The organism is Pseudomonas sp. TR47 (genome assembly GCF_044143025.1).
Taxonomy (GTDB): domain Bacteria; phylum Pseudomonadota; class Gammaproteobacteria; order Pseudomonadales; family Pseudomonadaceae; genus Aquipseudomonas; species Aquipseudomonas putida_E.
The window spans coordinates 1-21598 of sequence record NZ_JBHFCS010000011.1 but is presented as its reverse complement, the minus strand read 5'-3'; the positions used below and the strand labels follow the sequence as shown (position 1 = coordinate 21598).

The window sequence follows — 21598 nt, the reverse complement described above, 5'->3', positions numbered from 1 at the left end:
CGATGATCAGGCCTGGTTGTCGAAGAAGTACCGCTTCGCCGCAGCCAGGTCGATCGGGCTGCGATGCACTTCGGTCTCATGCCCGCCAGCGTCCTTGGCCACACGGCCCCGTGCATAGCGCTGCTCAGCCGTTTTCAGGTGGCCGGCGGTATAGCCGGTCTGTTCGGCATCCCTGTCCGAATAGTGAAAATGTGCATACCAGAGATCGTCGCCATCATGGCTGATGGCGTATTCCTCCAGGTAGTCATCGGGCCTACCGGCTAGCTTGGCCAGTTGCCGCCGTGATCCGGTCATACGAATCTGCACCTGCTTATGCTCCAGCAGAAAGCCCAGTTCGCTCATTCGAGGCTTTTGCAGCAATGCTACCCGCGTTCTCTGCTCGACCGCCTGCTTGATAAGCGTTGCCGACAGGTCTTCGATCGCCTTGATGCTCAGTGCCGCATCGGCATCGTGGATGCTCTCGTCAGTCTGGTTGTCACGGGTCAAGCGAAGTTCGATGGCTGTACGGTGGTGGTCAAGGCCATCGCGGTGCAGCAGCAGTATCTCTTCGATTTCCACTGGCAAGTAGGTGCTGGCCGTGGCGCCTTGCATCAGCCTCAGGCTGCTTCTTGCGCTGGCCAGGCGCCTGTTGCTTTCCTTGAGCAGCGCCTTCAGTTTTGCTGGAGGACGCGCGTCAGTTTTATTCCGTGCTGCGTGTATCGGTACCCATTGCTCGTTGTCACGCTTGTAGCTGCGTGAAACTGAACCTTGCTCACTGCCAGGAATGTCGACGATGCTGTCATCGTCCGATCTCGGTTGGCCCAGAAGCAGTCCATCGTCACGGGTTTCGATCAGGCCGGGCAATTCTTGGCTGAGTTGCTTTACGGAGCTGGAATGGGGCAAGTCCGGGTACTCGGCGAGCTGGTTGAGTACGTCTGCACTCATGTCAGCAATATCGCTGCGCAGTTGGGCCAACGCCGGTGGTATTGCGCGCTCGTCGAACAGGCTTCGCAGAATGTCCCCCCGCCGTTTGGCAGTTTCCAGATGCTGCTTGATATTTTCAAGCAGACGACGCCTCACCTCGTCACTGGCATTGACCCGCTTGCTCAACTGCAGCCGTTGACCGATGGCCAGTTCGATGCTGTCCCAGGTACGGTCAAGCCAAAAAATGCTGGTTTCGCCCATCAGTTCAAGCGTCATGCGGTTGACGCAGTTTTCGATGCGCATGAAGCGCCAGTGCAAGGGTGACCAACGGCCTCGCTGCTCTTGAAGCCCCTGCAGCATCTTCAGGGTTCCGTGCAGCGAAGGGCTTGCCAACTGGCGCAAGTTCTCAAACCCTTGGTCGAAGGCAGTGGCATTGTCGAGCAGGCTATCGATCAGTGAGGTCAAGTTGGCCAACCTTGCGCCAAGAACCACCTGATCGGCGGGCGTCGATTCGGCTTCATGCTCGATCATGTCCAGCAAGTGGGCACGTTCGGGTTTGTACAGGCGCATCAACAGCTCCCGGATCTGCAATTGGCAATTGAGGTGCTGGTAGAGCGTACCCGCGCGTTTGACCTTGTAGTCGGTCACAGGCGTCAGTTCATTGAGCTCTTGCAAACGTTGGACATGCTCGGCAACGAATGCTTCGAACGTCTGCAGCTTCTCTAGGCAGTTACGCAATACGCGCGGGTCTTGCGAGCGGCTGGCCAGTTCGCGGAGCTTGTTCATGTACGGCAATTGCTCGGTGATGCTTTTCGAATCGTTTACCACCCGTTCGGCTTTCTCCCGGGTATTGTGCTTGCGCTGCGCTTGCAGTTTGGCGATCCGCTTGGAGGGTGGCATGCCACCGCGCAGCCGCAGGCGCAGGTCGAGCTGCCAGCGGCCTGCTTCATCGCGCCTGAGCAAAGGGCCTGGGGATTTACCGGTTTCGCCGCCGACAATTCGCATCTGGTCCAGAATCGGGTCCAACTGTGCCTTGAACAGCTTACCCTCGAGCTGTACCAGTAAGTGATCAGCCTGCAGATACAAACCGCGCATCGGCCCCGTAGGGATGGGGGGGCCGAGCGTTGTCGTTGACACATCTGCCTGCAGCGCGGCAAGCGCTTTGGCTTGGCTGCTGTCGAGTCTGAGAGTTGGTTGTGCCCAACTGAATTCGAGTTGGGTCTGAGTTGGGCTGGTCAACACAATGGGGGCCGATATCGGCTCGTTCAGCTGGCCAGGAGGAAGGACGGTATCCAGCGGGTGCTCCTGCTCCAGCCGCCTCATGGCATGGTTGAAAATCAGGAATGCGACATTGACCAGCAGTTCGATCCATTGGCCTGTACGGTCACCAGTACTGGCCTGATCCTCTGCATCGACCAAGCGGGCGAACGTGGTTTCCATCTGCATCAGCCACGCGGCCTCTGCCAGCGGGCCTTCTATAAAGGGCAACACGGTGTTGAGCAATAACCAGCCCAGCGCTTCCCAGCGTTGCCAGCGGGTTTCGGCGCTGCTTGCCGATTGCGCCTTGAAATTGCTCAGCGTTTCCTGCACGCATCCTTCGTAAATGGCCCGGGCAGGGCTGAGTACGGCGGCTTCGCGCGACAAGGTGACGGGCGCAGGCCTGGCCAGTGGCACCGCCCAGTCGTCCTCCAGCGGGTAGAACAGGTGCGGCTCCTTGAATCCACCATGGGCATAGATGCGGCGGTCTTCGGGGGCCAGCCGTTGGAGCACATCGTTTTGGAGTTCGCCAGGTTCTGAGAGCGCCACCAGCAGTGCCATGCGGTCGGAGTACTCGACCACCGGTTCGCTGTGCAGGGGGCGGTACAGCAAGCACCGGGCGCTTTTGAAGGAGTCGTCCTCGATCAGCCAGGCATTGAGCGGATGATCGGCATTCGCGTCCATTGAGCGCTGCAGACCTAGAGGGCGCATCACCCAACTGCTGTGCTCATTGGGCAAGGGGGCGACCACCTGCTCTATGGCCACAATTGCTGCTGGTGTTGGCTGACCATGCTCAAGAAATCGCTCCATCACCGTGGTTGGCAATTGGGTACTCAGCTGCTTGGCGAACAGGTCCTCGCGGTGCGCGCGCGCCTGCGCATCATTGAGCAGCAACGCGCGTAACCGCGCGGGGTATGTCGACCCAATGTCCGCTTCGGTGACGAGTGCACGCAGTGCCAGCGTATCCAGCCAAGCGGGGATCGTTTGACCATCGGCGCTTTCCACTACTACGCGGCCGGGTTTCAGCAGCCCCAGATTGGCGATGGCCAGTTGGGCCAAGCTGAAGCTGACTGCTTTTATGGTCCCCCCGTTGATGACTTCGCCCGGCAGTGGTATCGCTGTTTCGACCGTCTGATAATTGATCACCCGCACGGCCGCCGGGTCCAGCGTGGATTCGGGGTGGTCACGCAGGATCAGTTCGGTGAGGCGTTCGTAGGCAAAGTCGTGGGCATTGGGCACGCCGTCAAGCCAGGTTTGCCCTTCGCTTTCAGAGATGCTGCGGGCGACGTCGGTAAGCATCGAACTATAGACGATCAAGGCTTGGGGCCTGCCTGCACGCATCCAGTCCGGCAACTGATCGACCAGTGTTTCCTGGCTGGCCAGGTCAGTCATGCCGCACAGATGCACCATGGAAGTGAGCCGATCCAGTGCGTCGGCAAGCTGTTGGGCGCTGCTTGTACCCTTGAATGCCAAGGTGGCCAGCTCCAGGCATTCCAGTTGTTGTTGCAGCAAGTTGGCCGCTTGGGCCTGGAATGGCTGCTGCTCGGGGATGCCCAGGCGCACGATGGGTGGCGACATGGCAATGACGGATGGCCAGTGCCTGGTAATGCCCTCCTGCAGCTGTTGGCGCGACGCGAATGACAGCAATCGGCCTATTGGCGTGAACAATAAGGTGAAGGGCGGCTGGCCTGGTGATTCGGGTCGTTCGATGAGCAGCGCACTGGCGAGGAAAGGGTCGAGTTGCCAGTCGGCGGAATAATTGCAGGCCAGGGTGTGTATGGACACTCCATGGCTGCTGGTCAGGGTTCGTAGGTCATCCGGTTTGGCCGGGTCCTCAGACAATGCCTTCAGCGTGGCTGCGGCAGCCACCAGCTTGCCATCGGTGTGTGCTTGCTCGGCGGCGCTGCGCAGCAGCGCCTGCAGGTGGTTGGCAAACCACATCCATGGCGTCTCACCTTGGCTGTCGGCCTCGCACCAGAAGTTGACCATCGCTGTGCGATAGGCGTGCAGCAGCATCGGCCCGCAATCATTTACCAGCGTTTCAAATGCATGCAGGTCAACCGGAACGGGATTGTCGGGGTCTATAGCCTGATTGCGACAAGGCACATCCTGAGTAGCGGTCAGGTTTAGCGTGCGCCGCAGGCAATATCGCTCCACCAAGACCTGATACAGCGGGCGGATATAGGCAACACCCATGATCGGGCCGAAGCTGGCGAGTTGCAGGGACAGGGGGTCGAGGTTGGTATCGAGCCCATAATCTGGCCAGTGCTCGACCAAAAGCTGTGCCGCAATTTCGAACAGGGTGGGGCGGCTGGCAAACCTCTTGGCAACGGAACAAGACAGGGTGGTGGCACGCGGGAGTCGTATTGATGATGTCATGGCTAGGGTCTGGGTGGGGAGCAAGCCCCATGAAACCGCCCAAGTGATCTGCCCTGGCTTTAAAGATGTACTGCCAGTGGCATCGTCTGAACGGCAAGTTGCTGCCGTCAGGCGCAAACCATGTCATTTCGGTCAATTACCCCGTGATTGGTGTTGCCCCTTGCGACGTGGGGCCTTAGACTGCCGCCCCCTGCAAAAGAGTGCCGATTGGCGCTTGAAGAATTCTGTTGCCAATGCCCAGGCGTCGGCGACACCCGAATCGCCCAAATGCACATTTTTTCATAGAGAAATCGATGACCAAGGAACAGTTGCTGGCCATGTCGGCCGATGACTACATGAACGCTGATCAACTGGCCTTCTTCACTGGCCTGTTGCAGGCGATGAAAGTAGAAACCCATGAACGCATCGAGCTGAGCCGTGCCACCATCGAAAGCCTGGATACCCCGTCGGATCCTGCCGACGTGGCCTCGGTCGAAGAAGAACGTCACTGGTTGGTAAATGCCATCGAGCGCGATCAGCGCCTGCTGCCGCAGCTGGAAATGGCCTTGGGCCGTATCGCTGACGAAAGCTTTGGTTGGTGCGACGACAGTGGTGAGCCGATCGGCCTGCAGCGCCTGCTGATCAGCCCGACCACCAAGTACTGCATCGAAGCCCAGGAGCGCCACGAGCAGCTCGATCGCCACCAGCGCCAGATCTGACCGAGCGTTGTGTGCCAGGCCCCACGGAGCGATCCTTGGGGCTTTTTGCGCTTGCTACCTTGTACCGGCCACTTTGTTGCTGCTGGCGCAATACTGCTGTACCAATGTTGGCTTTCTCCGGCGTGTTGGCGGGCGTATCATGGCTCTATCGTTAGGTTGCTAAGTAAATTCCGGAGGGAATGATGAATAGCCGAGTCGATGTGGCCGTGATGATTGGCTCAGGTGTGCCCGCTACCCTGCAGGCGCTGGGCCGCCGAGTATGTTGGGTGGTGCTGGTGAATGGCGAGCGTCGCGGCACTGCGTATGCAACACGTGGTGAGGCGCTGGAGTGTCAGGCGGCCTGGCTTAAACAGCTGGAGAAAGGCCGCGCTGCCTGACTGTGGTTCAGTTTTCGAGGCTACGGGCCAGTTCGCAGGCTTCATGGTGACGACGTCGAAACCCCTTTACTCTGCCGGTAGCGCTTTCAGTGACGTGGAAGAACTCGATGCCGGCAGGTATGACGACGTAACGCGGTATGGAGCGAGAATAAATGCGCTTTGCCTCTCGACGTGTTTCTGTGTTTTCGTGCATATTTCTTTCCCAGTAATGCGCTGATGGATTGCAGAGCCCGTTCTGCCGAAGGGCCTGGCGTTATCTATCGCATCTTTTCTGACGGAATAGTTGTAGGGCATTACGCTTCCCGGTTGGGGAATGTGCCTAAACCCGCCATTTGGGCAAAGTCTGGCAAGCAGGAGTAAAGTTTCCTCCATGCTGTATAGCCAGAAGGCACAGACGTTATGCACATCGCTTCATTACTCTTTTCGCCTATCGAAATGAAAGGGCCGTGCCTCACCGGTGGTGAGTGGGGGCGGATGTTACCGATTTGAGGATTACTTCATTGGCAGTCAGTACTCTGGATACCCACGCTTTGTTCGCCCTTGGCGATTTGCGCGGTAAGTTGGCCAAGCTGTTTCAGGGCCGCTTCGTTTATGTCACCGAGCAGAACCCTGAAGGCCTCTATATGGCCGAAATCGACACCGAGAGTGCGTTGGTGGTCGATGACAAGCAACGTTTGGAATTGAAGGTGGGTGACCACTTTCGCGCTGCCGTATTGCCCAGTCGTGAAGGCGGCAAGTTGGAAATGCGCTTTCGTGAGATCAAACTGAACGTCTACGGCGTGGGGGACTATGCCTTTGTCTCGGTGCCGGAGGGTGAAGGTATCGTGTTCCGTGAAGGCCAAGGCGTAATGCTGGTGTTCGCGGCTCAACAGCAAGTCCAAGAGGGCCTTGGCAAGCTGCTCAAAGCCGTGACCGGTAAGGTCGCAAAATGGCGCAAGGGCGAGTTGACCACGTTCAAGGCGAGTGAATGAACGAGGGGCAGGAGGCGGATGGCAGCCGTGCCGCGTTCCACCGACAATATCAGGCCATGGCCGTGGCTCAGGCAGAACGTTTGCTGGCGCGGCGCGATGAGATGCAGGCCGCCTGGTTGACTTGGGTGGCGGCCCAGCTCTATCAATCAGGCCCGCCTCCCTACGTCGCCATGGTGCGCCGGGAGTTGCAGCGGATCACCCAGGAATGAGCGTGCCGCACATCAATTGCCCCCCGCTTGGCCGCTACTGACTTCTTCGGGTACCGCTTCCCCGGACATGCGTTTGCGAAACAGTGCCGCCCTGGCCAATAGTAGCGTAGTGACCGGTAATGTGATCGACAGTAGAACTGGGATCAACCAAGCGTGCAGTACAGGGCCTTGCTTGAGCCATGAGAAGTAGATGATCGAAGCCAAGGCAACGCACCAGGCCCCGATGGTCGAGGCCAGTGCTGGTGGGTGCATGCGCTGGAAATAATCCTTGAGGCGCAGCAGGCCAATGGCCCCGATCAACGCGAACAGGCTGCCGAGCAGCAGCAGGGCAGCGGTAACTAGCTCGAGCCAGAGCGGTAGTTCAAGAACTTCGGTCATTCTATTACCTCACCACGCAGCAAGAACTTGGCCAGGGCAAACGAGCCGACAAAGCCGAAAAGCGCAATCAGCAGAGCACCTTCAAAGTAGGTATCGCTGGCATAGCGGATTCCCAGTACCAGCATCATGAGCATGGCCAAGATGTACAGGTAGTCCAGTGCCAGTACCCGGTCCTGGGCGGAGGGGCCGCGAAACAACCGGATCAGCGTCAGGCCCATGGCCAAGGCGAAGATGAACAAGCTGGCGAGCACTGCATAGGCTAGCAGGCCTGTCATTGGAAAATCTCCATCAGCGGTCGTTCATAGGTGTGTTTGAAGTGCTCGATAAAAGCGTTCTCATCCTTGAGGTCGAACACGTGCAGCAACAGGACGCTGCGGTCCAGGGCCAGTTCTGACCAGACGGTACCGGGCACTACGGTAGTGATCATCGATAGTGCCGCCAGGCCGTGGGCGTCGCGCAGGTCCAGCGGGATATGGACAAAGGCAGAGCGAGGCGGATGTTGCCCGGCGCGCAGCACGCGCAGGGCTACTTGCAGGTTGGACTGGATGACATCGATACCCACCCGGCCAATCAGGCTCGCTATCACCAGCGGCCTGCGCACATGGGCGTGCTGGGGGCGCAACGGTGCCATCAGCAGTGGCGCCAGAAAGCCAAGTGCTGCTGCGAGCAGCAGATTACCCGGGCTGACCGAGAGGTTCAGCAGCAACCACAGTATGAACAGTGCTACAGACAACAGCGGTGCGGGGAAAAGTCGGCTCATGGCTGCACCTGTGCGTCGAGCGTGGTCGGGCCTGGGATAGGCTGTACGGCCATTACGGCCCTGATGTAGGTGTCAGGGGTCTGCAGGCTGGCTGCAGTGTCCTGGGTGTAACGTAGCAGCGGCTCGGCTCTGAAGCTGAGCATGATGCACAGGCCCAGCAAAATGACGATCGGCAGGCATTCGTAGTGTCGCAGCGCGGGGGAGGGCCGCTCTTCAGGCTTCCAGAAGCGCTGGATGCCCACGCGGCCGAAAGCGATCAGCGAGGCCATGCCGGACAGGATGAGCAGGGCTACCAGCGCCCAGCCGGCTGCTGACAGTGGTTGCTCGGCCGGCACGCCCAACCCCAGTGGGTTGAACAGCGCACTGATCAAGCTGAGTTTGCCGACGAAGCCAGAGAGCGGTGGCATGCCGATGATCAGCAACGCACAGGCAATGAAGCTCAGGCCCAGGAACGCCATGGTCCAGGGAATGATCTGGCCTATGACTGCCTTCTGCTCATCGTCGAGGTTTATGCCTTTAGGTGGGTGCAACGACTCGAGTGGCGAGGGCATGCTGCCTTCTTCGTCCTCCAGTGGTGGCTCATTGGCCGAGCGAGAGCGCTCCACCAGCTCGGCGAGCAGGAACAGTGCACACAGTGCCAGGGTTGAATTGACCAGATAGAACAACGCTGCACCGGTCAGGGCCGGCTGAGCAAAGCCGATCGCGCCAAGCAGGGTGCCTGCCGAAACCAGTATGCTCAGTGCTGCCATGCGCTCCAGGCGTTGTGCGGCAAGTATCGACACGGCTGCGATGGTAAGCGTGACCAAGCCCCCATAGATCAGCCATTGCCCGCCGAAATGCGCTGATGCACCGGCTTGACCCGAGAACAACAGGGACCAGAGCCGTAACACAGCGTACAGGCCAACCTTGGTCATGATGGCGAACAATGCGGCTACGGGTGCGCTGGCCGAGGCATAGGCCGGAACCAGCCAGAAATTCAGCGGCCAGATGCCGGCCTTTGCCAGGAAGGCTATGGCCAGGATTGCCGCGCCCGCGTGCAGCAAGCCACGGTCGGCTTCGGGCACCAACGGTACTTTCAGCGCGAGGTCGGCCATGTTGAGGGTGCCGGTTACGCCGTAAAGCATCGCGGCGCCAATCAGAAACAGCGAAGAAGCGAACAGGTTGATGGCAATGTAGTGCAGGCCGGCCCGCACCCGCGCTCGCCCCGATCCGTGCAGCAGCAGGCCATAAGAGGCCGCTAGCAGCACTTCGAAAAAGACGAACAGGTTGAACAGGTCGGCTGTCAGGAAGGCACCATACAGGCCCATCAGCTGGATCTGGAACAGTGCGTGGAAGCTGGCGCCGGCGCTGTCCCAGCGGGCGCGAGCGAACAGCAGGGCGCTGATGCCGATGACCCCGGTCAAAGTCAGCAGTAGCGCCGACAGGTGATCAACCACCAGTACGATGCCGAAAGGCGCGGGCCAGTTGCCCGGCAGGTACACACCGATCGATTCCGCCTGGCCCTGGACGCGCACCCACAGCAGCAGGCTGACGGCGATGACCAGGCCGCTGAAGGTGGACAGCAGGTTGAGGCGCGCCTTGAGCAGGCGGTGCTTCTCGCCCAGTATCAGCATCACTGCTGCGGTCAGCAACGGCAGCAGGATGGGGGCGATGATCAGTCGGCTCATCTCACTCATTCATCACGCTCCCGGCCATCCACGTGGTCGGTGCCGGTCAGGCCGCGAGATGCCAGCAGCACCACCAGAAACAGGGCGGTCATGGCAAAGCTGATGACGATGGCCGTCAGAACCAGCGCCTGGGGCAGTGGGTCGGTGTAGTGCAGCAGGTCCTGTGTCACGCCTTCCTTGATGATCGGCTCCTTGCCGATGAACAGGCTGCCCATACTGAAGATGAACAGGTTGACGCCATACGACAGCAGGCACAGGCCCATGATCACCTGATAGGTCCGTGGGCGCAGGATAAGCCACACGCCCGATGCGGCCAGTACGCCGATGGCGACTGCAATGACTTCTTCCATCAGGCGGCTCCTGCTTGGCTGGGTTTGGACGGATTACCCGGGCGGTAGGCTCGCACCGACTGGTGTGCCAGGGCTGTGAGGATCAGCAGGGTCGAGCCGACCACAACGGTGTACACGCCCACGTCGAAGAACAGCGCGCTGGCCACATGCACATCGCCCAGCACTGGCAGGTGCAGGTGGGCGGTATGCGTGGTCAGGAACGGGTAGCCCAGCAGCATGGCGCCGACCCCGGTCAGTGTTGCGCACAATAGCCCGGTGCCCATCCAGCGCAGTGGGCGCAGGCTCATCTGGGCTTCGACCCATTGGGTACCTGCGACCATGTACTGGAGGATGAATGCCACCGACATCACCAGGCCTGCGACAAAGCCACCGCCAGGCTGGTTGTGGCCCCGCATGAACAGGTACATCGAGATCAGCAGGGCGATCGGCAGCAGCAGTCGTACCAGCACCGCAGGCACCATCATGAAGCCCAAGGCTGTGTCGGTGGCATGGCGCGGGTTGATCAGGTCGGTGACCACGTCGGGTGCAAGCTGGCGCTGCTGAGCTGGCAGCTGCATGCTCTCCTTGGGTGGGCGGAAGCGGCGCAGCAGGGCGAATACGGTCAGGGCGACGGCCACCAGCACGGTGATCTCGCCCAGGGTGTCGAAGCCGCGGAAGTCAACCAGCATCACGTTGACCACGTTGGTACCGCCACCTTGTGGCAAGGCTCGGCTCAGGTAGAACGAGGAAATGTCGTTCGGCGTTGGTCGTGTCAGCATGGCGTAGGACAGCAGCGCCATGCCGCCGCCGACCAGGATTGCCAGCAGCAGGTCGCGCACGCGCCGCATGCGGGCACGGTCGAGGCTGCCGGGCAGCGGCGAGACGCCCTCGATACGCCGCGGCAGCCAGCGCAGGCCGAGCAGGATCAGAACCGTCGTGACAACCTCGACGACCAGTTGAGTCAGGGCCAGGTCAGGTGCTGAGAACCAGACGAAAGTGATGCAGGTCATCAGGCCGCAGACGCCAACCATGATCAAGGCGGCCAAGCGGTGATACTTGGCTTGGTAGGCGGCGCCAATGGCGCAGGCGATAGCGATCAGCCAAAGGGCGACGAACACGCCTGAGCCCGGTATTTTAGGGCGGTCACCCCAGCTCAGGCCGCTGTACAGCATTGGTGTGAGCCCCGCGAGGAAGGCGGCAAGCACCAGCATGAACAGTTGTGCCTGCAGGCGGCGAGTGGTCAGCAGCCCCTCGATGCGCCGGGCCAGTAACATCAGGTGCACCTGGCCGTGCTCGAACAGGCGCTTGCCATTGAAACGCTCGATCAGGGGTGGATACGGGAAGCGGCCTCGGCGCAACTGGTTGCGCAGCAGCAGATAGAGCACGATACCGCCGCTCATGGCCACCAGGCTCATGATCAGCGGGGCATTCCAGCCGTGCCAGATGGCCAGGCTGTACTCCGGCAGAGTACCACCCACCACTGGAAGGGCTGCAGCGGCGAGCAACGGGCCGACCGACTGGGCAGGGAAAATGCCCACCACCAGACAGGTGAGCACCAGCAGTTCGACTGGCGCGCGCATCCAGCGTGGTGGTTCGTGAGGTGTGTGAGGCAGGTCTTGGGCGGCAGGGCCAAGGAACACATCAACGGTGAAGCGCAAAGCGTAGGCAACGCTGAAAGTGCCGGCCAAGGTAGCTATTACCGGCAGCGCGGCCTCGACCCAAGCGGTGGAGCTGATGAACACGGTTTCGGCGAAGAACATTTCCTTGGACAGGAAACCGTTCATCAATGGCACGCCGGCCATCGAGGCGCTCGCCACCATCGCCAGGGTCGCGGTGTAGGGCACCAGACGGATCAGCCCGCTGAGGCGGCGGATGTCACGGGTGCCGCTTTCGTGGTCGATGATGCCGGCGGCCATGAACAGCGAAGCTTTGAAAGTGGCATGGTTGAGTATGTGAAACACGGCGGCCACTGCGGCGAGTGGGCTGTTCAAACCCAATAGAAGCGTGATCAGCCCAAGGTGGCTGATGGTCGAGTAAGCCAGCAGGCCCTTGAGATCATTCTGGAACATCGCTGCGAAGGCGCCCAGCAGCAGGGTTATGGCCCCCGCGCCACCGACGATCCAGAACCACTCCTCGCTGCCCGAAAGCACCGGCCACAACCGGGCCAGTAAAAACACCCCGGCCTTCACCATGGTTGCCGAGTGCAGATAAGCTGAAACCGGGGTCGGTGCTGCCATGGCATGAGGTAGCCAGAACTGGAAGGGGAACTGCGCGCTCTTGCTCAATGCTCCGACCAGGATCAGGGGCAGCAGCACTGGATACAGCGCGTGCTGGCGAATGGTCTCGCCGGCAGCCAGCACTTTGTCCAGGTCATAGCTGCCCACTACATGGCCAAGCAACAGGGCGCCGACCAACAGGCACAGGCCGCCGGCGCCGGTAACCATCAACGCCATGTAGGCGCCGCGTCGGGCGTCGGCGCGGTGGTGCCAGTAGCCGATCAGCAGGAACGAGAACAGGCTGGTCAGCTCCCAGAAGAACACCAGCTGGATCAGGTTGCCCGAGATCACCAGGCCGAGCATGGCGCCCATGAACGCCAGAAAGAAGGCAAAGAAGCGTGGTACCGGGTCCTGTGGCGACATGTAGTAGCGCGCGTACAGCGACACCAGGGTGCCTATGCCCAGTACCAGCAGCGAGAACAGCCAGGCGAAGCCGTCCATGCGCAGGACCAGGTTGAGGCCCAGGCTGGGCAGCCAGAGGAACTCCTCGCGGATGACACCGCCATGGGCAACCTGGGGGTACAGCAGTGCTACCTGGACGGTGCCGACCAGGGCCACGAGCCCAGCCAGGATGGACTCGGCGTTACGTGCGTTGTGCGGCAGCACAGCTGCCAGGCAACTGCCCAAGAACGGCAGAAGCAGTAGCACTATCAAGGACATAGCGTTCTATTCTGGAAAGGTTTGCCAAGGATCATACGTGCCGTGCAGTTGATCACCAACACGCAAGCTGTCGCAGAATCATACAAACAGGGTGTGACAAGCTGTTTTTTTATAACAGTTTTTTACAGAGCATAGCTGCTGTTCACTGCTTTACAGCCCGCATTCGCGTTCGCCCTCTACCTCGAGCTCTTCGCTTTCATTGCGTAGGCGTCGAACTTTAAGTTCGCTGACCACCACGGCGATGACGATCATCAGGCCGCCTATGAGCGCCACACCGGGCAGACGCTCGCCTGCGATGCGGCCGACGATGCCAGCCCACACCGGCTCGCCGGCGTAGATGAGTGTGGCGCGGGTTGGCGATACCGATTTCTGCACCCAGTTCATCGCCACCTGGATCACTGCGCTCATGGCACCCAAGCCCAGTGCACTTAGCAACAATAGCCAGGAGAAGTCGGGGATGCGCTCCTGAGTCGGTACGATCATCAGGAACGACAGCAGCGAGGCGGTGGCCAGTTGCACTACGGTGACGCGGCGCACATCGACCTGCCCGGCATACCGGCTGATCAGAATGATCTCGGCGGCAATGGCCACGGCGCTTACCAGGGTCACGATTTCGCCTTCGCTGAAACGCAGGGTACCGCCCTCGGGGCCAGCGAGCAGCATCAGGCCGAGGAACGCCAGGCAGATTCCCAGGCTTGGCATCAGCCCTGGCCGACGGCCAAGCACCAGCCACTGCAACAGCGGTACGAAGGGCACATACAGTGCAGTAATAAAGGCCGACTGGCTGCTGCTGATGGTTTGCAGGCCCATGGTTTGCAAACCATAACCGAGCATGATGGTCGCACCAATCAGCGCGCCGGCCTTCAATTCGGTGAGTGTCAGCCCGGGCAGCGCGCGTATCGAGACCAGGCCGACGAACAAGGCGGCTGCAGCAAACCTCAGGCCGACGAAGAACATCGGGCCACTCACGGTCATGACGTTGTGCACCAGCAGGAAGGTGCCGCCCCATAGCATGGTGATGAACACCAGTAGCACCTCGGCCTTGCTCAGGCGCAAGGATACGGTGGTCTGCTGGCGGTTTATCGGTTGGCTCATGGTCTTGCTTACTCGGAAGTGGCAGCGCACAATCGCCGCAAAGTGGGCAGTATACTGCGCAACCTTTAAAAGTGAGCAATATAGTGCACAAAGATTCCGCGCACCGTGCTTCGGTGCTCCAGCATGTGAGCCTCAACGTTCGTGGTCTGCGCAATGCAGTGGGGATGAGCCAGAGTGCCTTGGCCGAGCGCTCAGGTGTCAGCCGGCGCATGCTGGTGGCGATCGAGGCTGGTGAGAAGAACGTCAGCCTGACTACGCTCGACCTTATAGCTGAAGCGTTGGGGGTTGCCTTCAGCCGGCTGATCCAGGCGCCCGACCAGCGCGATACCAGCCGCATCGACGAACTGGCCTGGGCCGGTGAGCATCCCCAGAGCAAGGCGGTGCTGCTGGCCAGCAGCACCGCTCGGCGAGAGGTGGAGATCTGGGAGTGGACCCTGGCGCCGGGTGAGTGTTACACCAGTGAAGCCGATGCCGAGGGCTGGAGCGAGCAGATCTATGTGGCTGAAGGGCAACTGACGCTGATCATCGAGCAGATCGAGCACTGCCTGCACGTCGGTCAGTTCCATGTATTTCCCAGTAACTGCCGCTATGCCTACCGCAACGATGGTGCCGTGCCGACGCGCTTCGTACGCAACGTGGTAATTTGAACGGTCAGTTTTTCAGAAGCTCATCGGTCTTCACCACTTTGGCGTACGCAAAAGCGAGTGCAGCCATCACCGAATCGTGCACCTGGGCTGCCGGTATTTGCTTGCCATTGAACTCAAGAGGCAGGGTGGCGCAGGCATCGTGCGCCACCGTGACATCGTAGCCAAAGTCAGCTGCTGCTCGCGTGGCGGCATCGACGCACATGTGGCTCATGCTGCCGACTATGGTGAGTGTTTTTACACCTTGGTCATCGAGCGTGCGCTTGAGATCGGTATCAAGAAATGCATTCACCTTGTGCTTGAGCACGACGGGCTCGTCTTCCAGCGGCTGGACTTTTGGGTGAATCGCAGCGCCTTGGGTGTCGGGAGTGAAGAACGGCGCGTCCTCGCTTTCGAACTCATGCCGCACATGCACCACAAGGTCGCCTCGCTGGCGTGCCGCGGCCAGCAGCTTTGCCGCATTGTCGGCCGCCGAGTTGGCGCCTTCCAGGGGCCACTTGCCTCCGGGGAAATAGTCGTTCTGGATGTCGATGATGATCAGCGCCTGCTTGCTCATGTTGCCTCCTGGGTCAGTAGCATCGGGTGCCATTAGTTATAGGCGGTGCGCGGGATGAATGCGTAGTTCAGGGCAGATGCGGCCCGGGCCCCTCGCCGGCGAGGTGATCCTGGCGGTTGCGAAGCGGGCAGTCCTTCAGCGACATGCAACCGCAGCCGATGCAGCCGTCAAGTTGATCGCGCAACAGGATCATTTCGCCAATGCGCCGATCGAGGTCTTCGCGCCAGCCTTCGGACAATCGTCGCCAGTCCTCGGCGGTAGGTATGTGATCATTTGGTAGCGTCGCCAGGGCCCTGGCGATGTTGGCCAGCGGGATGCCCAAGCGCTGAGCCATCTTGATCACCGCCACGCGGCGCAGCATCGCCCGTGGGTAACGGCGCTGGTTGCCGGCGTTGCGGGAACTCTGGATCAGGCCTTTGGTTTCATAAAAGTGCAGAGCGGTTACCGCCACACCGCTGCGCGCGGCCAGTTGGCCGACACTGAGCAGCTTTTCGTGGGTGGTCGGCGTATGTCTGGGCATGCGAAAAAGCTCTTGACCTTGAGTTAACTGGAGGTTTTACCCTGCCGATCATCGCGCTGCAAGCGTCCGGAGCAAGGAGACTGCCCATGTTGGCCATGCCGCAACCGCTGTGGTTCACCCAGATGATCGAATATGAAGTGCCTGCCACCCGCCAGGAGGCACTTGCCCACGCATTGGTAATTCGCGCTGAGGAGCTGGCCTCGCGTTTTGAGGGACTGCAAGAAGTCAGCATCCAGGCCAGCGATGACGGTAGCCGCGTATTGCAGTGTCTACAGTGGCAATCACGACAGGCTTGGGTAGCGGCAACTGCGTCTTTTGTCGAAGAGCCCTTCCTCGATATCGTGCGTCGACATCAGGCGCGCAGCGTCAACTTTGCCGCTTATCAGGCGTTACGAAGCCTGGCGCGGGGTGTCGACGGTGGCCTGCACTGCCAGGTCGGCGCGCCTCAGGCATACCAAGGGGCATAGTGGGGATAGCGGTCCAGGCGCGCGCCTATCACCATCTCGCTGATCCACGATGCGAGGATCGAACTGTAGGCTTTCTGGCTTTGCTCGCTCGATAGTGCGTGGTCGGCGCCGTCGACGATGCGGTGGGTAAGCGAGTGGGCGCTGACGAAAGCCGAACGGTAGCTCATCAGCGTGGTGTGCGGCACATAGTCGTCCTGTTCCGACTCGACCAGCAGCACATCGCCAGCGAACTCCGCGCAGGCAGCCAGGGCGCGATTGTCACCTGGGCCAAGCAGGCGCTGGCGGTAGGCTTTCAGGCGCTGACGGTCCAGGGTCTGTTTGGGCTTGTCCCATTCGTCGTCCCAGTACATCGCAGGTACGCGCAGAGCCAGCCACTTCACTGGGCGGTGCAGGGTCAGCAAGGTGGCTAGGTAGCCGCCATAGCTGCTGCCGATGATGGCGATGGCACTACTGTCCACCGCGGGGTGGCTGACCAGGCGGTCATAAGCAGCCAGCAAATCTTTGAGGTTCTGCTCGCGTGTAACCGTAAGGCGCTGGCTTTCGGTTTTTTCGTGGCCCCGCAGGTCAAAGGTCATGCACACGCAACCGAGCCCTGTGATATGCCGGGCCCGTGCAAGGTCGCGTTGCTGGCTACCGCCCCAGCCATGTACGAAAAGGATCCCGGGCATCTTGCTTCCGGGGCTGACCAAGGTACCGGCGATGCTGTCGTCGTCGACCTGCAATTCGACGGTTTCACTCTGAATGGCCATACTCGCGAATCCGCGCGTACTTGCAGAATTGTCCGAGTTCACTGTCGTTTCCTTGATAGAAGAGGGTGGCGTCAGTGGGAAGGTTGGGTGTACCGAATATTTCATGGGTGGAGGCTCGCACCCGTTGCAGTGCCGGGTCATCGGCAAAGGCCTGCAGGGCCAGCAGCTCAGCGCTGCTGGCGCCACCCAAACGCCAGGATTGTTCAAGTACGCCACTGCGCAGGTGGCCCTCAGGGTTTTTGCCGCGGGCGATGTCGTAGTTGCGCCGGGAGGCGATGAAGCCTGGGAAGTGCTGCTCGGCTGCATGCTCATAGGTCAGGGCCTGGTTGATGGCAAGGCGCAGGTGGTCCTCCAGTGGCAGTTGCAACAAGGCCTGGTAGTCGCCGCGCACCACCAGCAGGTCGGAGCCTCCGTATACCTCGGTACCTTGGTGGTCCTGGGTCAACTGCTGGGTGCCGAGGTAGCTGCAGGTCAGGCCGGCGACACGCACTTGGCCAACGCTGAAGGTTTCCACTTCACTGAGGTCCTCTTCCAGCACCAACCCCCACAAGGCCAGGCCCTGATCATCAATGTTGGCCAACAAAGCTTCCAGTTCATCCAGTTGAACGATCACCTGTTGCCCACGCCCCGCGCATGCCAGCACCGGCTTGAGCCGTACTGCGCCATGGCGCAGCAGTAACTGCGCGGCCCGCCGGGCATCGGCTTTGCTGAATACGGTGTAACCGCACAGCAGGGCATCGCTGGCCTGGCGGGCGAAGTCGTCAGTCCAGCCTGGGGGGAAGGTGGCATTGGCAGGCAGCGGGTGGGAGATCGCTTTGGTTGCCATATAAGGATGACTGACCAAGCCCCCGAACAGGTCATGTTCCGTTCGGATGCCGAGGTGGGCATAACGTTGCGGGTCGATGAGGGTTTCAGTGGGTAGGTAGTAATAGTGGTCGGCGGCTTTGGGTGGCAGATCAGGGGTTGCTCGCGCGCACCCTAGAAGCTCGGCCAGGCCATCAGCCAGCTTCAGGTGCACTGCGTGTTCGTGCTCAGGGGTGTGATCGCGAGCATCGAGGAGGACGACCCCCGTTTTTGATTCGCAGGTGCTGGGCATGGGCATCAGCCTGTCTGCAATGAATGTACTGATTGTGAAGCCCATGGTTTGGGGAAGTTCAGGTGGAAGCGATCGATGGTTCGTAGTGGCAGGAACCGCTGTTCCTTTGCACGCGCAACGATGGCTTGCAGGCCGCGAGTCAGTCGTCGCGATTGCAGGGTGAGGTTGGCTGTTCCATTATCGTGCATCTGGATCAACCAAGATGTTACCGCAGGAGTGCGAATGAACGTTCATACCACCCGTGAGCAGAGGGTTCCCGAGCGCCTGATGCGTGTGCGCGAGGTAATGGCCAGGGAGGGGGTCGATGCCCTGCTGGTGCCCTCAGCCGACCCTCATCTTTCTGAGTACCTGCCGGGCTACTGGCAGGGGCGGCGGTGGCTGTCGGGCTTCGATGGCTCGGTGGGTACGTTGGTGGTCACTGCAAATTTTGCAGGGGTGTGGGCCGATAGCCGTTACTGGGAGCAAGCTATCAAGGAGTTGGCGGGTAGCGGCATCGAACTCATGAAGCTGCAGCCGGGTAAGCCGGGTGCGCTGGAATGGCTGGGCGACAATGTCCCGGCCAAAGGAACAGTGGCCGTGGATGGGGCGGTCATGGCGCTGGCGTCTGCGCGCCAGCTCGAGGAGCGCCTCAGGGGGCACGACATTCGCTTGGTAACCAGCCAGGATTTGCTTGCCGAGGTTTGGGAAGAGCGCCCTGCGCTGCCGAGTAACCCTGTGTATCAGCACCTGCCGCCTCACGCCACAGTCAGTCGGTCGGAAAAGCTTGCCCAGTTGCGCCGCACCATGGAAGAGAAGGGCGCAGACTGGCACTTCATCGCGACCCTGGATGACATCGCCTGGCTGTTCAATTTGCGCGGTAGTGATGTCTCCTACAACCCGGTATTCGTTTCCTTTGCGTTGATCAGCCAGCAGCGCGCCGCTTTATTCGTTGGCGCTGGAAAGCTTGACGCGCATTTGCGCCATGTACTGGAAGCCGATGGTATCGAGGTGCGTGATTATTCGGAGATCGGCGAAGCGCTGTCACAGGTACCTGCCGGCGGCCGGCTTTTGGTCGATGCTGCGCGCGTGACCTGTGGCCTGCTCAAGAACCTAGGCCCCCAGGTTTCGCTGATTGAAGGGCCGAACCCGACCACGTTGAGCAAATCACGCAAGGGTGAAGATGAGCTGGTCCATATACGCCACACCATGGAGCAGGATGGCGCAGCTCTGTGTGAGTTCTTCGCCTGGTTTGAGGCGAGTCAAGGTAAGGAATCCATCACCGAACTGACCATCGATGAACAACTGAGTGCTGCGCGTGCACGGCGCCCCGGCTTCGTCTCGCTGAGTTTCTCGACCATTGCAGCTTTCAATGCCAATGGTGCAATGCCCCATTACCGTGCCACCGAGCAATCTCACGCGGTCATTGAAGGCAATGGCTTGCTGCTTATCGACTCGGGAGGGCAGTATCTGGGCGGAACCACCGACATCACGCGGATGGTTCCGGTGGGCACTCCGACGTTTGAGCAGAAGCAGGATTGCACTCGGGTGCTCAAGGGTATGATCGCTCTGTCACGCGCCACATTCCCGCGCGGTATTCTTTCGCCCTTGCTCGATGCCATCGCGAGGGCGCCGATTTGGGCGGATCAGGTCGACTATGGCCATGGTACCGGGCACGGTGTCGGCTATTTCATGAATGTGCATGAAGGGCCGCAGGTCATTGCCTATCAGGCTGCTACCGCGCCGCAGACCGCTATGCAGGAAGGGATGATCAGCTCCATCGAGCCAGGGACCTATCGCCCTGGCGCTTGGGGGGTGCGCATCGAGAACCTGGTGGTCAACCGTGCATCGGGCAAAAGTGAGTTCGGTGATTTCCTCGATTTCGAGACCCTGACGTTATGCCCTATCGATGCACGCTGCCTGCTCACCGAGTGCCTCACCAAGGATGAACTGGCGTGGCTCAACGGCTACCACGCGACGGTTCGCGAGCGCCTTGCTCCCCTGCTGTCAGGCGACGCATCGGCTTGGCTTGAAGCTCGCACAGCAGCATTGTGAGCAGCCGCGGTGGGCAGTAGATAAAAGAAGGGCAGCTCACGAGCTGCCCTTTCTGTTTACTTGCAGATGACGATCATGCTGCGGCTGGTATACCCGGCTGGGTTGATGCCGAAGAGGTAATCACCCGGCTCTTCGTCGGTGTCTCCAGAACGGGCGATGACCTTGTAACCGCGTGTGCTGCAGGCCGTGGCGGCCTTGCTGTAGCACTTGTCCCAGGATGAGGAGAGGCCGGAGCAGTTGATGTGCAGGCCCTTCTTCCCTTTTTTGACCTCAGTCTTGGCCGTTGCGGCACATCCGGCAATGGCCAAGACGGCCAGGATGAGCAAAATACGTTTCATTCCTGTCCTTAAATGCAGGGTTGATCAGTTGTCTGACCCTGTCGTTATCGCTTCGGTTCTTCCTGAATAGCCTTTGACATCCGTGTGCATGCAAGTAGATAGCGTAAAGATTATGGTTTTGTGACAGCTTAATCAGCAGGACTGCGCGCTACAATGGCCAATTCCGGGTCAAATGAAAATATTTCTCAAATCAGTCGGCTGCAACAGGGGGCTTCGCGTCGCGGCGCATGGACAGCGTGGCACCCACTGATGCGGCAATGATGGCGAGAATGGCCAGCCACTGGGTTACGCTCAGCAACTCGCCCAGGAACAATAAACCGGAAAGGGCACCAATGGCCGGTTCTATGCTCATCAGAGTGCCGAATGTGCGGGCTGGCATGCGGGTCAGGGCGACCATTTCCAGGCTATAGGGCAGGGCGGTCGAGAGTATTGCGACCCCTAGGGCCAGTGGTATGAGCGCAGGTGTCAACAGTGCGGTGCCGGCATGAACGATACCGATCGGCGCAACAAATATCGCCGCGACCACTACACCCAGTGCTGCGCTCTGAATCCCGTGTTCTGCTCCGGCGCGTTGGCCAAAGAGGATATAAAGGGCCCAGCACACGCCGGCACCCAGTGCATAGGCGGCGCCCGTGAGGTCGAGGGGCTGGCCGCCATGGCCGACCGGGATCAGCAGCAGCAGGCCGCTGACTGCCAGTGCAATCCACAGGAAGTCAATGGCGCGCCGCGACGCGAAAAGCGCTACGGCCAATGGGCCGGTGAACTCGAGGGCTACGGCGATGCCCAGTGGTGTTGTCTGCAGTGCCATATAAAAGAGGAAATTCATCCCGCCCAGGGCCATGCCGTAGATGATCACATTGCGCAGCGTCTTGGTGGTCATCCGTACGCGCCAGGGGCGCAGAATTAGAAGCATGATGATGCTGGCGAAGATCAGGCGCAGGGTTGTGGTGCCTTGTGCGCCGATGATCGGGAACATGCTTTTGGCCAGGGAGGCACCGGACTGTATCGATGCCATGGCGATAAGCAGCAGGCCTATAGGAAACAGCATGGTGGCCAAGCTGCGGGGCTGGGTGTTCATTTGTGCGCGGCAATCCTTTTAATGATGGGTGTGGGTGTGCAATATAGTGCGCAATTGCAAGGGTGAGGTGCAAGGTGCCCGCCAAAACACCTACTTGCATGTATGTTCAGTGATTTGAAATAAAGCCTTGACGCCCTCTTGAATCCCCTTATAATGCGCA

At 60.2% G+C, this 21598-nt stretch carries 22 protein-coding genes; 7 read left to right on the top strand and 15 right to left on the bottom strand.

Features of this window, described 5'->3' with window-relative positions:
- Nucleotides 1-6: 6 nt before the first annotated feature.
- Nucleotides 7-4539, bottom strand: coding sequence for a hypothetical protein (locus ACEWE8_RS13625; RefSeq protein WP_367903726.1), 4533 nt, complete (start codon nucleotides 4537-4539; stop codon nucleotides 7-9).
- 293 nt (nucleotides 4540-4832) lie between these two features.
- Between ACEWE8_RS13625 and ACEWE8_RS13620 the strand changes: the two genes are divergently transcribed.
- Both ACEWE8_RS13620 and ACEWE8_RS13615 read left to right on the top strand, forming a co-directional pair.
- Nucleotides 4833-5237: a TraR/DksA C4-type zinc finger protein gene (locus ACEWE8_RS13620; RefSeq protein WP_012315289.1), complete on the top strand. Its 405-nt coding sequence runs from the start codon at nucleotides 4833-4835 to the stop codon at nucleotides 5235-5237.
- Nucleotides 5238-5419: 182 nt separating this feature from the next.
- Complete coding sequence (locus ACEWE8_RS13615; protein ID WP_046785199.1) at nucleotides 5420-5614, top strand: hypothetical protein; 195 nt, start codon at nucleotides 5420-5422, stop codon at nucleotides 5612-5614.
- A gap of 7 nt (nucleotides 5615-5621) precedes the next feature.
- Here the strand turns inward: ACEWE8_RS13615 and ACEWE8_RS13610 are convergent, their stop codons facing one another.
- The gene (locus ACEWE8_RS13610) at nucleotides 5622-5807 is read right to left on the bottom strand and encodes a hypothetical protein (RefSeq protein ID WP_080952080.1); all 186 of its coding nucleotides are present in this window, start codon (nucleotides 5805-5807) and stop codon (nucleotides 5622-5624) included.
- Between the two features lie 307 nt (nucleotides 5808-6114).
- Between ACEWE8_RS13610 and ACEWE8_RS13605 the strand changes: the two genes are divergently transcribed.
- The gene (locus tag ACEWE8_RS13605; protein ID WP_039602828.1) at nucleotides 6115-6585 is read left to right on the top strand and encodes a hypothetical protein; all 471 of its coding nucleotides are present in this window, start codon (nucleotides 6115-6117) and stop codon (nucleotides 6583-6585) included.
- Entirely contained in the window at nucleotides 6582-6794 is a 213-nt protein-coding gene (locus ACEWE8_RS13600) for a hypothetical protein (protein WP_046785198.1), read from the top strand. Before ACEWE8_RS13605 ends, ACEWE8_RS13600 begins: the two co-directional genes overlap by 4 nt.
- Before the next feature lie 12 nt (nucleotides 6795-6806).
- Here the strand turns inward: ACEWE8_RS13600 and ACEWE8_RS13595 are convergent, their stop codons facing one another.
- From ACEWE8_RS13595 to ACEWE8_RS13565, 7 genes are all read right to left on the bottom strand, one after another.
- Complete coding sequence (locus tag ACEWE8_RS13595; RefSeq protein ID WP_046785197.1) at nucleotides 6807-7172, bottom strand: Na+/H+ antiporter subunit G; 366 nt, start codon at nucleotides 7170-7172, stop codon at nucleotides 6807-6809.
- Nucleotides 7169-7447, bottom strand: coding sequence for a K+/H+ antiporter subunit F (locus tag ACEWE8_RS13590; RefSeq protein WP_012315284.1), 279 nt, complete (start codon nucleotides 7445-7447; stop codon nucleotides 7169-7171). The genes ACEWE8_RS13595 and ACEWE8_RS13590 overlap by 4 nt, the downstream gene beginning before the upstream one ends.
- On the bottom strand, nucleotides 7444-7932 hold the full coding sequence (locus ACEWE8_RS13585) for a Na+/H+ antiporter subunit E (protein ID WP_046785196.1): 489 nt from the start codon (nucleotides 7930-7932) through the stop codon (nucleotides 7444-7446). The genes ACEWE8_RS13590 and ACEWE8_RS13585 overlap by 4 nt, the downstream gene beginning before the upstream one ends.
- Nucleotides 7929-9608 carry a monovalent cation/H+ antiporter subunit D gene (locus tag ACEWE8_RS13580; RefSeq protein WP_046785195.1) on the bottom strand — a complete coding sequence of 560 codons (1680 nt, stop codon included), beginning with the start codon at nucleotides 9606-9608 and terminating at the stop codon, nucleotides 7929-7931. The genes ACEWE8_RS13585 and ACEWE8_RS13580 overlap by 4 nt, the downstream gene beginning before the upstream one ends.
- Nucleotides 9605-9949 (bottom strand): Na+/H+ antiporter subunit C, encoded by a 345-nt coding sequence (locus ACEWE8_RS13575; RefSeq protein ID WP_012315281.1) that lies wholly within the window; start codon nucleotides 9947-9949, stop codon nucleotides 9605-9607. Before ACEWE8_RS13575 ends, ACEWE8_RS13580 begins: the two co-directional genes overlap by 4 nt.
- Nucleotides 9949-12864 carry a monovalent cation/H+ antiporter subunit A gene (locus ACEWE8_RS13570; RefSeq protein WP_046785194.1) on the bottom strand — a complete coding sequence of 972 codons (2916 nt, stop codon included), beginning with the start codon at nucleotides 12862-12864 and terminating at the stop codon, nucleotides 9949-9951. Before ACEWE8_RS13570 ends, ACEWE8_RS13575 begins: the two co-directional genes overlap by 1 nt.
- Nucleotides 12865-13014: 150 nt before the next feature.
- The gene (locus tag ACEWE8_RS13565) at nucleotides 13015-13959 is read right to left on the bottom strand and encodes a DMT family transporter (RefSeq protein ID WP_046785193.1); all 945 of its coding nucleotides are present in this window, start codon (nucleotides 13957-13959) and stop codon (nucleotides 13015-13017) included.
- Between the two features lie 83 nt (nucleotides 13960-14042).
- On the opposite strand from ACEWE8_RS13565, the gene ACEWE8_RS13560 reads away from it, so the two are divergent.
- On the top strand, nucleotides 14043-14606 hold the full coding sequence (locus ACEWE8_RS13560; protein ID WP_046785192.1) for a helix-turn-helix domain-containing protein: 564 nt from the start codon (nucleotides 14043-14045) through the stop codon (nucleotides 14604-14606).
- Nucleotides 14607-14610: 4 nt separating this feature from the next.
- Here ACEWE8_RS13560 and ACEWE8_RS13555 read toward each other — a convergent pair whose 3' ends face one another.
- Nucleotides 14611-15159: a cysteine hydrolase family protein gene (locus ACEWE8_RS13555; RefSeq protein WP_046785191.1), complete on the bottom strand. Its 549-nt coding sequence runs from the start codon at nucleotides 15157-15159 to the stop codon at nucleotides 14611-14613.
- A gap of 67 nt (nucleotides 15160-15226) precedes the next feature.
- On the bottom strand, nucleotides 15227-15679 hold the full coding sequence (gene soxR, locus ACEWE8_RS13550; protein ID WP_046785190.1) for a redox-sensitive transcriptional activator SoxR: 453 nt from the start codon (nucleotides 15677-15679) through the stop codon (nucleotides 15227-15229).
- A gap of 86 nt (nucleotides 15680-15765) precedes the next feature.
- Here soxR and ACEWE8_RS13545 point away from each other — a divergent pair, with 86 nt between their 5' ends.
- A complete protein-coding gene (locus tag ACEWE8_RS13545; protein ID WP_046785189.1) occupies nucleotides 15766-16146 on the top strand; it encodes an antibiotic biosynthesis monooxygenase in 381 nt (126 codons plus the stop codon).
- Here the strand turns inward: ACEWE8_RS13545 and ACEWE8_RS13540 are convergent.
- Both ACEWE8_RS13540 and ACEWE8_RS13535 read right to left on the bottom strand, forming a co-directional pair.
- Nucleotides 16125-16895, bottom strand: a complete 771-nt coding sequence (locus tag ACEWE8_RS13540; RefSeq protein WP_046785188.1) for a S9 family peptidase — start codon at nucleotides 16893-16895, stop codon at nucleotides 16125-16127. The two genes, ACEWE8_RS13545 and ACEWE8_RS13540, sit on opposite strands and share 22 nt — an antisense overlap.
- The gene (locus tag ACEWE8_RS13535) at nucleotides 16879-17997 is read right to left on the bottom strand and encodes a DUF3182 family protein (RefSeq protein ID WP_046785420.1); all 1119 of its coding nucleotides are present in this window, start codon (nucleotides 17995-17997) and stop codon (nucleotides 16879-16881) included. Before ACEWE8_RS13535 ends, ACEWE8_RS13540 begins: the two co-directional genes overlap by 17 nt.
- Before the next feature lie 216 nt (nucleotides 17998-18213).
- Here ACEWE8_RS13535 and ACEWE8_RS13530 point away from each other — a divergent pair, with 216 nt between their 5' ends.
- Nucleotides 18214-20022 (top strand): aminopeptidase P family protein, encoded by a 1809-nt coding sequence (locus ACEWE8_RS13530; protein ID WP_046785187.1) that lies wholly within the window; start codon nucleotides 18214-18216, stop codon nucleotides 20020-20022.
- Between the two features lie 56 nt (nucleotides 20023-20078).
- Here the strand turns inward: ACEWE8_RS13530 and ACEWE8_RS13525 are convergent, their stop codons facing one another.
- On the bottom strand, nucleotides 20079-20360 hold the full coding sequence (locus ACEWE8_RS13525; protein ID WP_039602547.1) for a hypothetical protein: 282 nt from the start codon (nucleotides 20358-20360) through the stop codon (nucleotides 20079-20081).
- A 190-nt stretch (nucleotides 20361-20550) separates the two neighbouring features.
- Nucleotides 20551-21438 (bottom strand): threonine/homoserine exporter RhtA, encoded by an 888-nt coding sequence (rhtA, locus tag ACEWE8_RS13520; protein WP_046785186.1) that lies wholly within the window; start codon nucleotides 21436-21438, stop codon nucleotides 20551-20553.
- Between the last annotated feature and the right edge of the window lie 160 nt (nucleotides 21439-21598).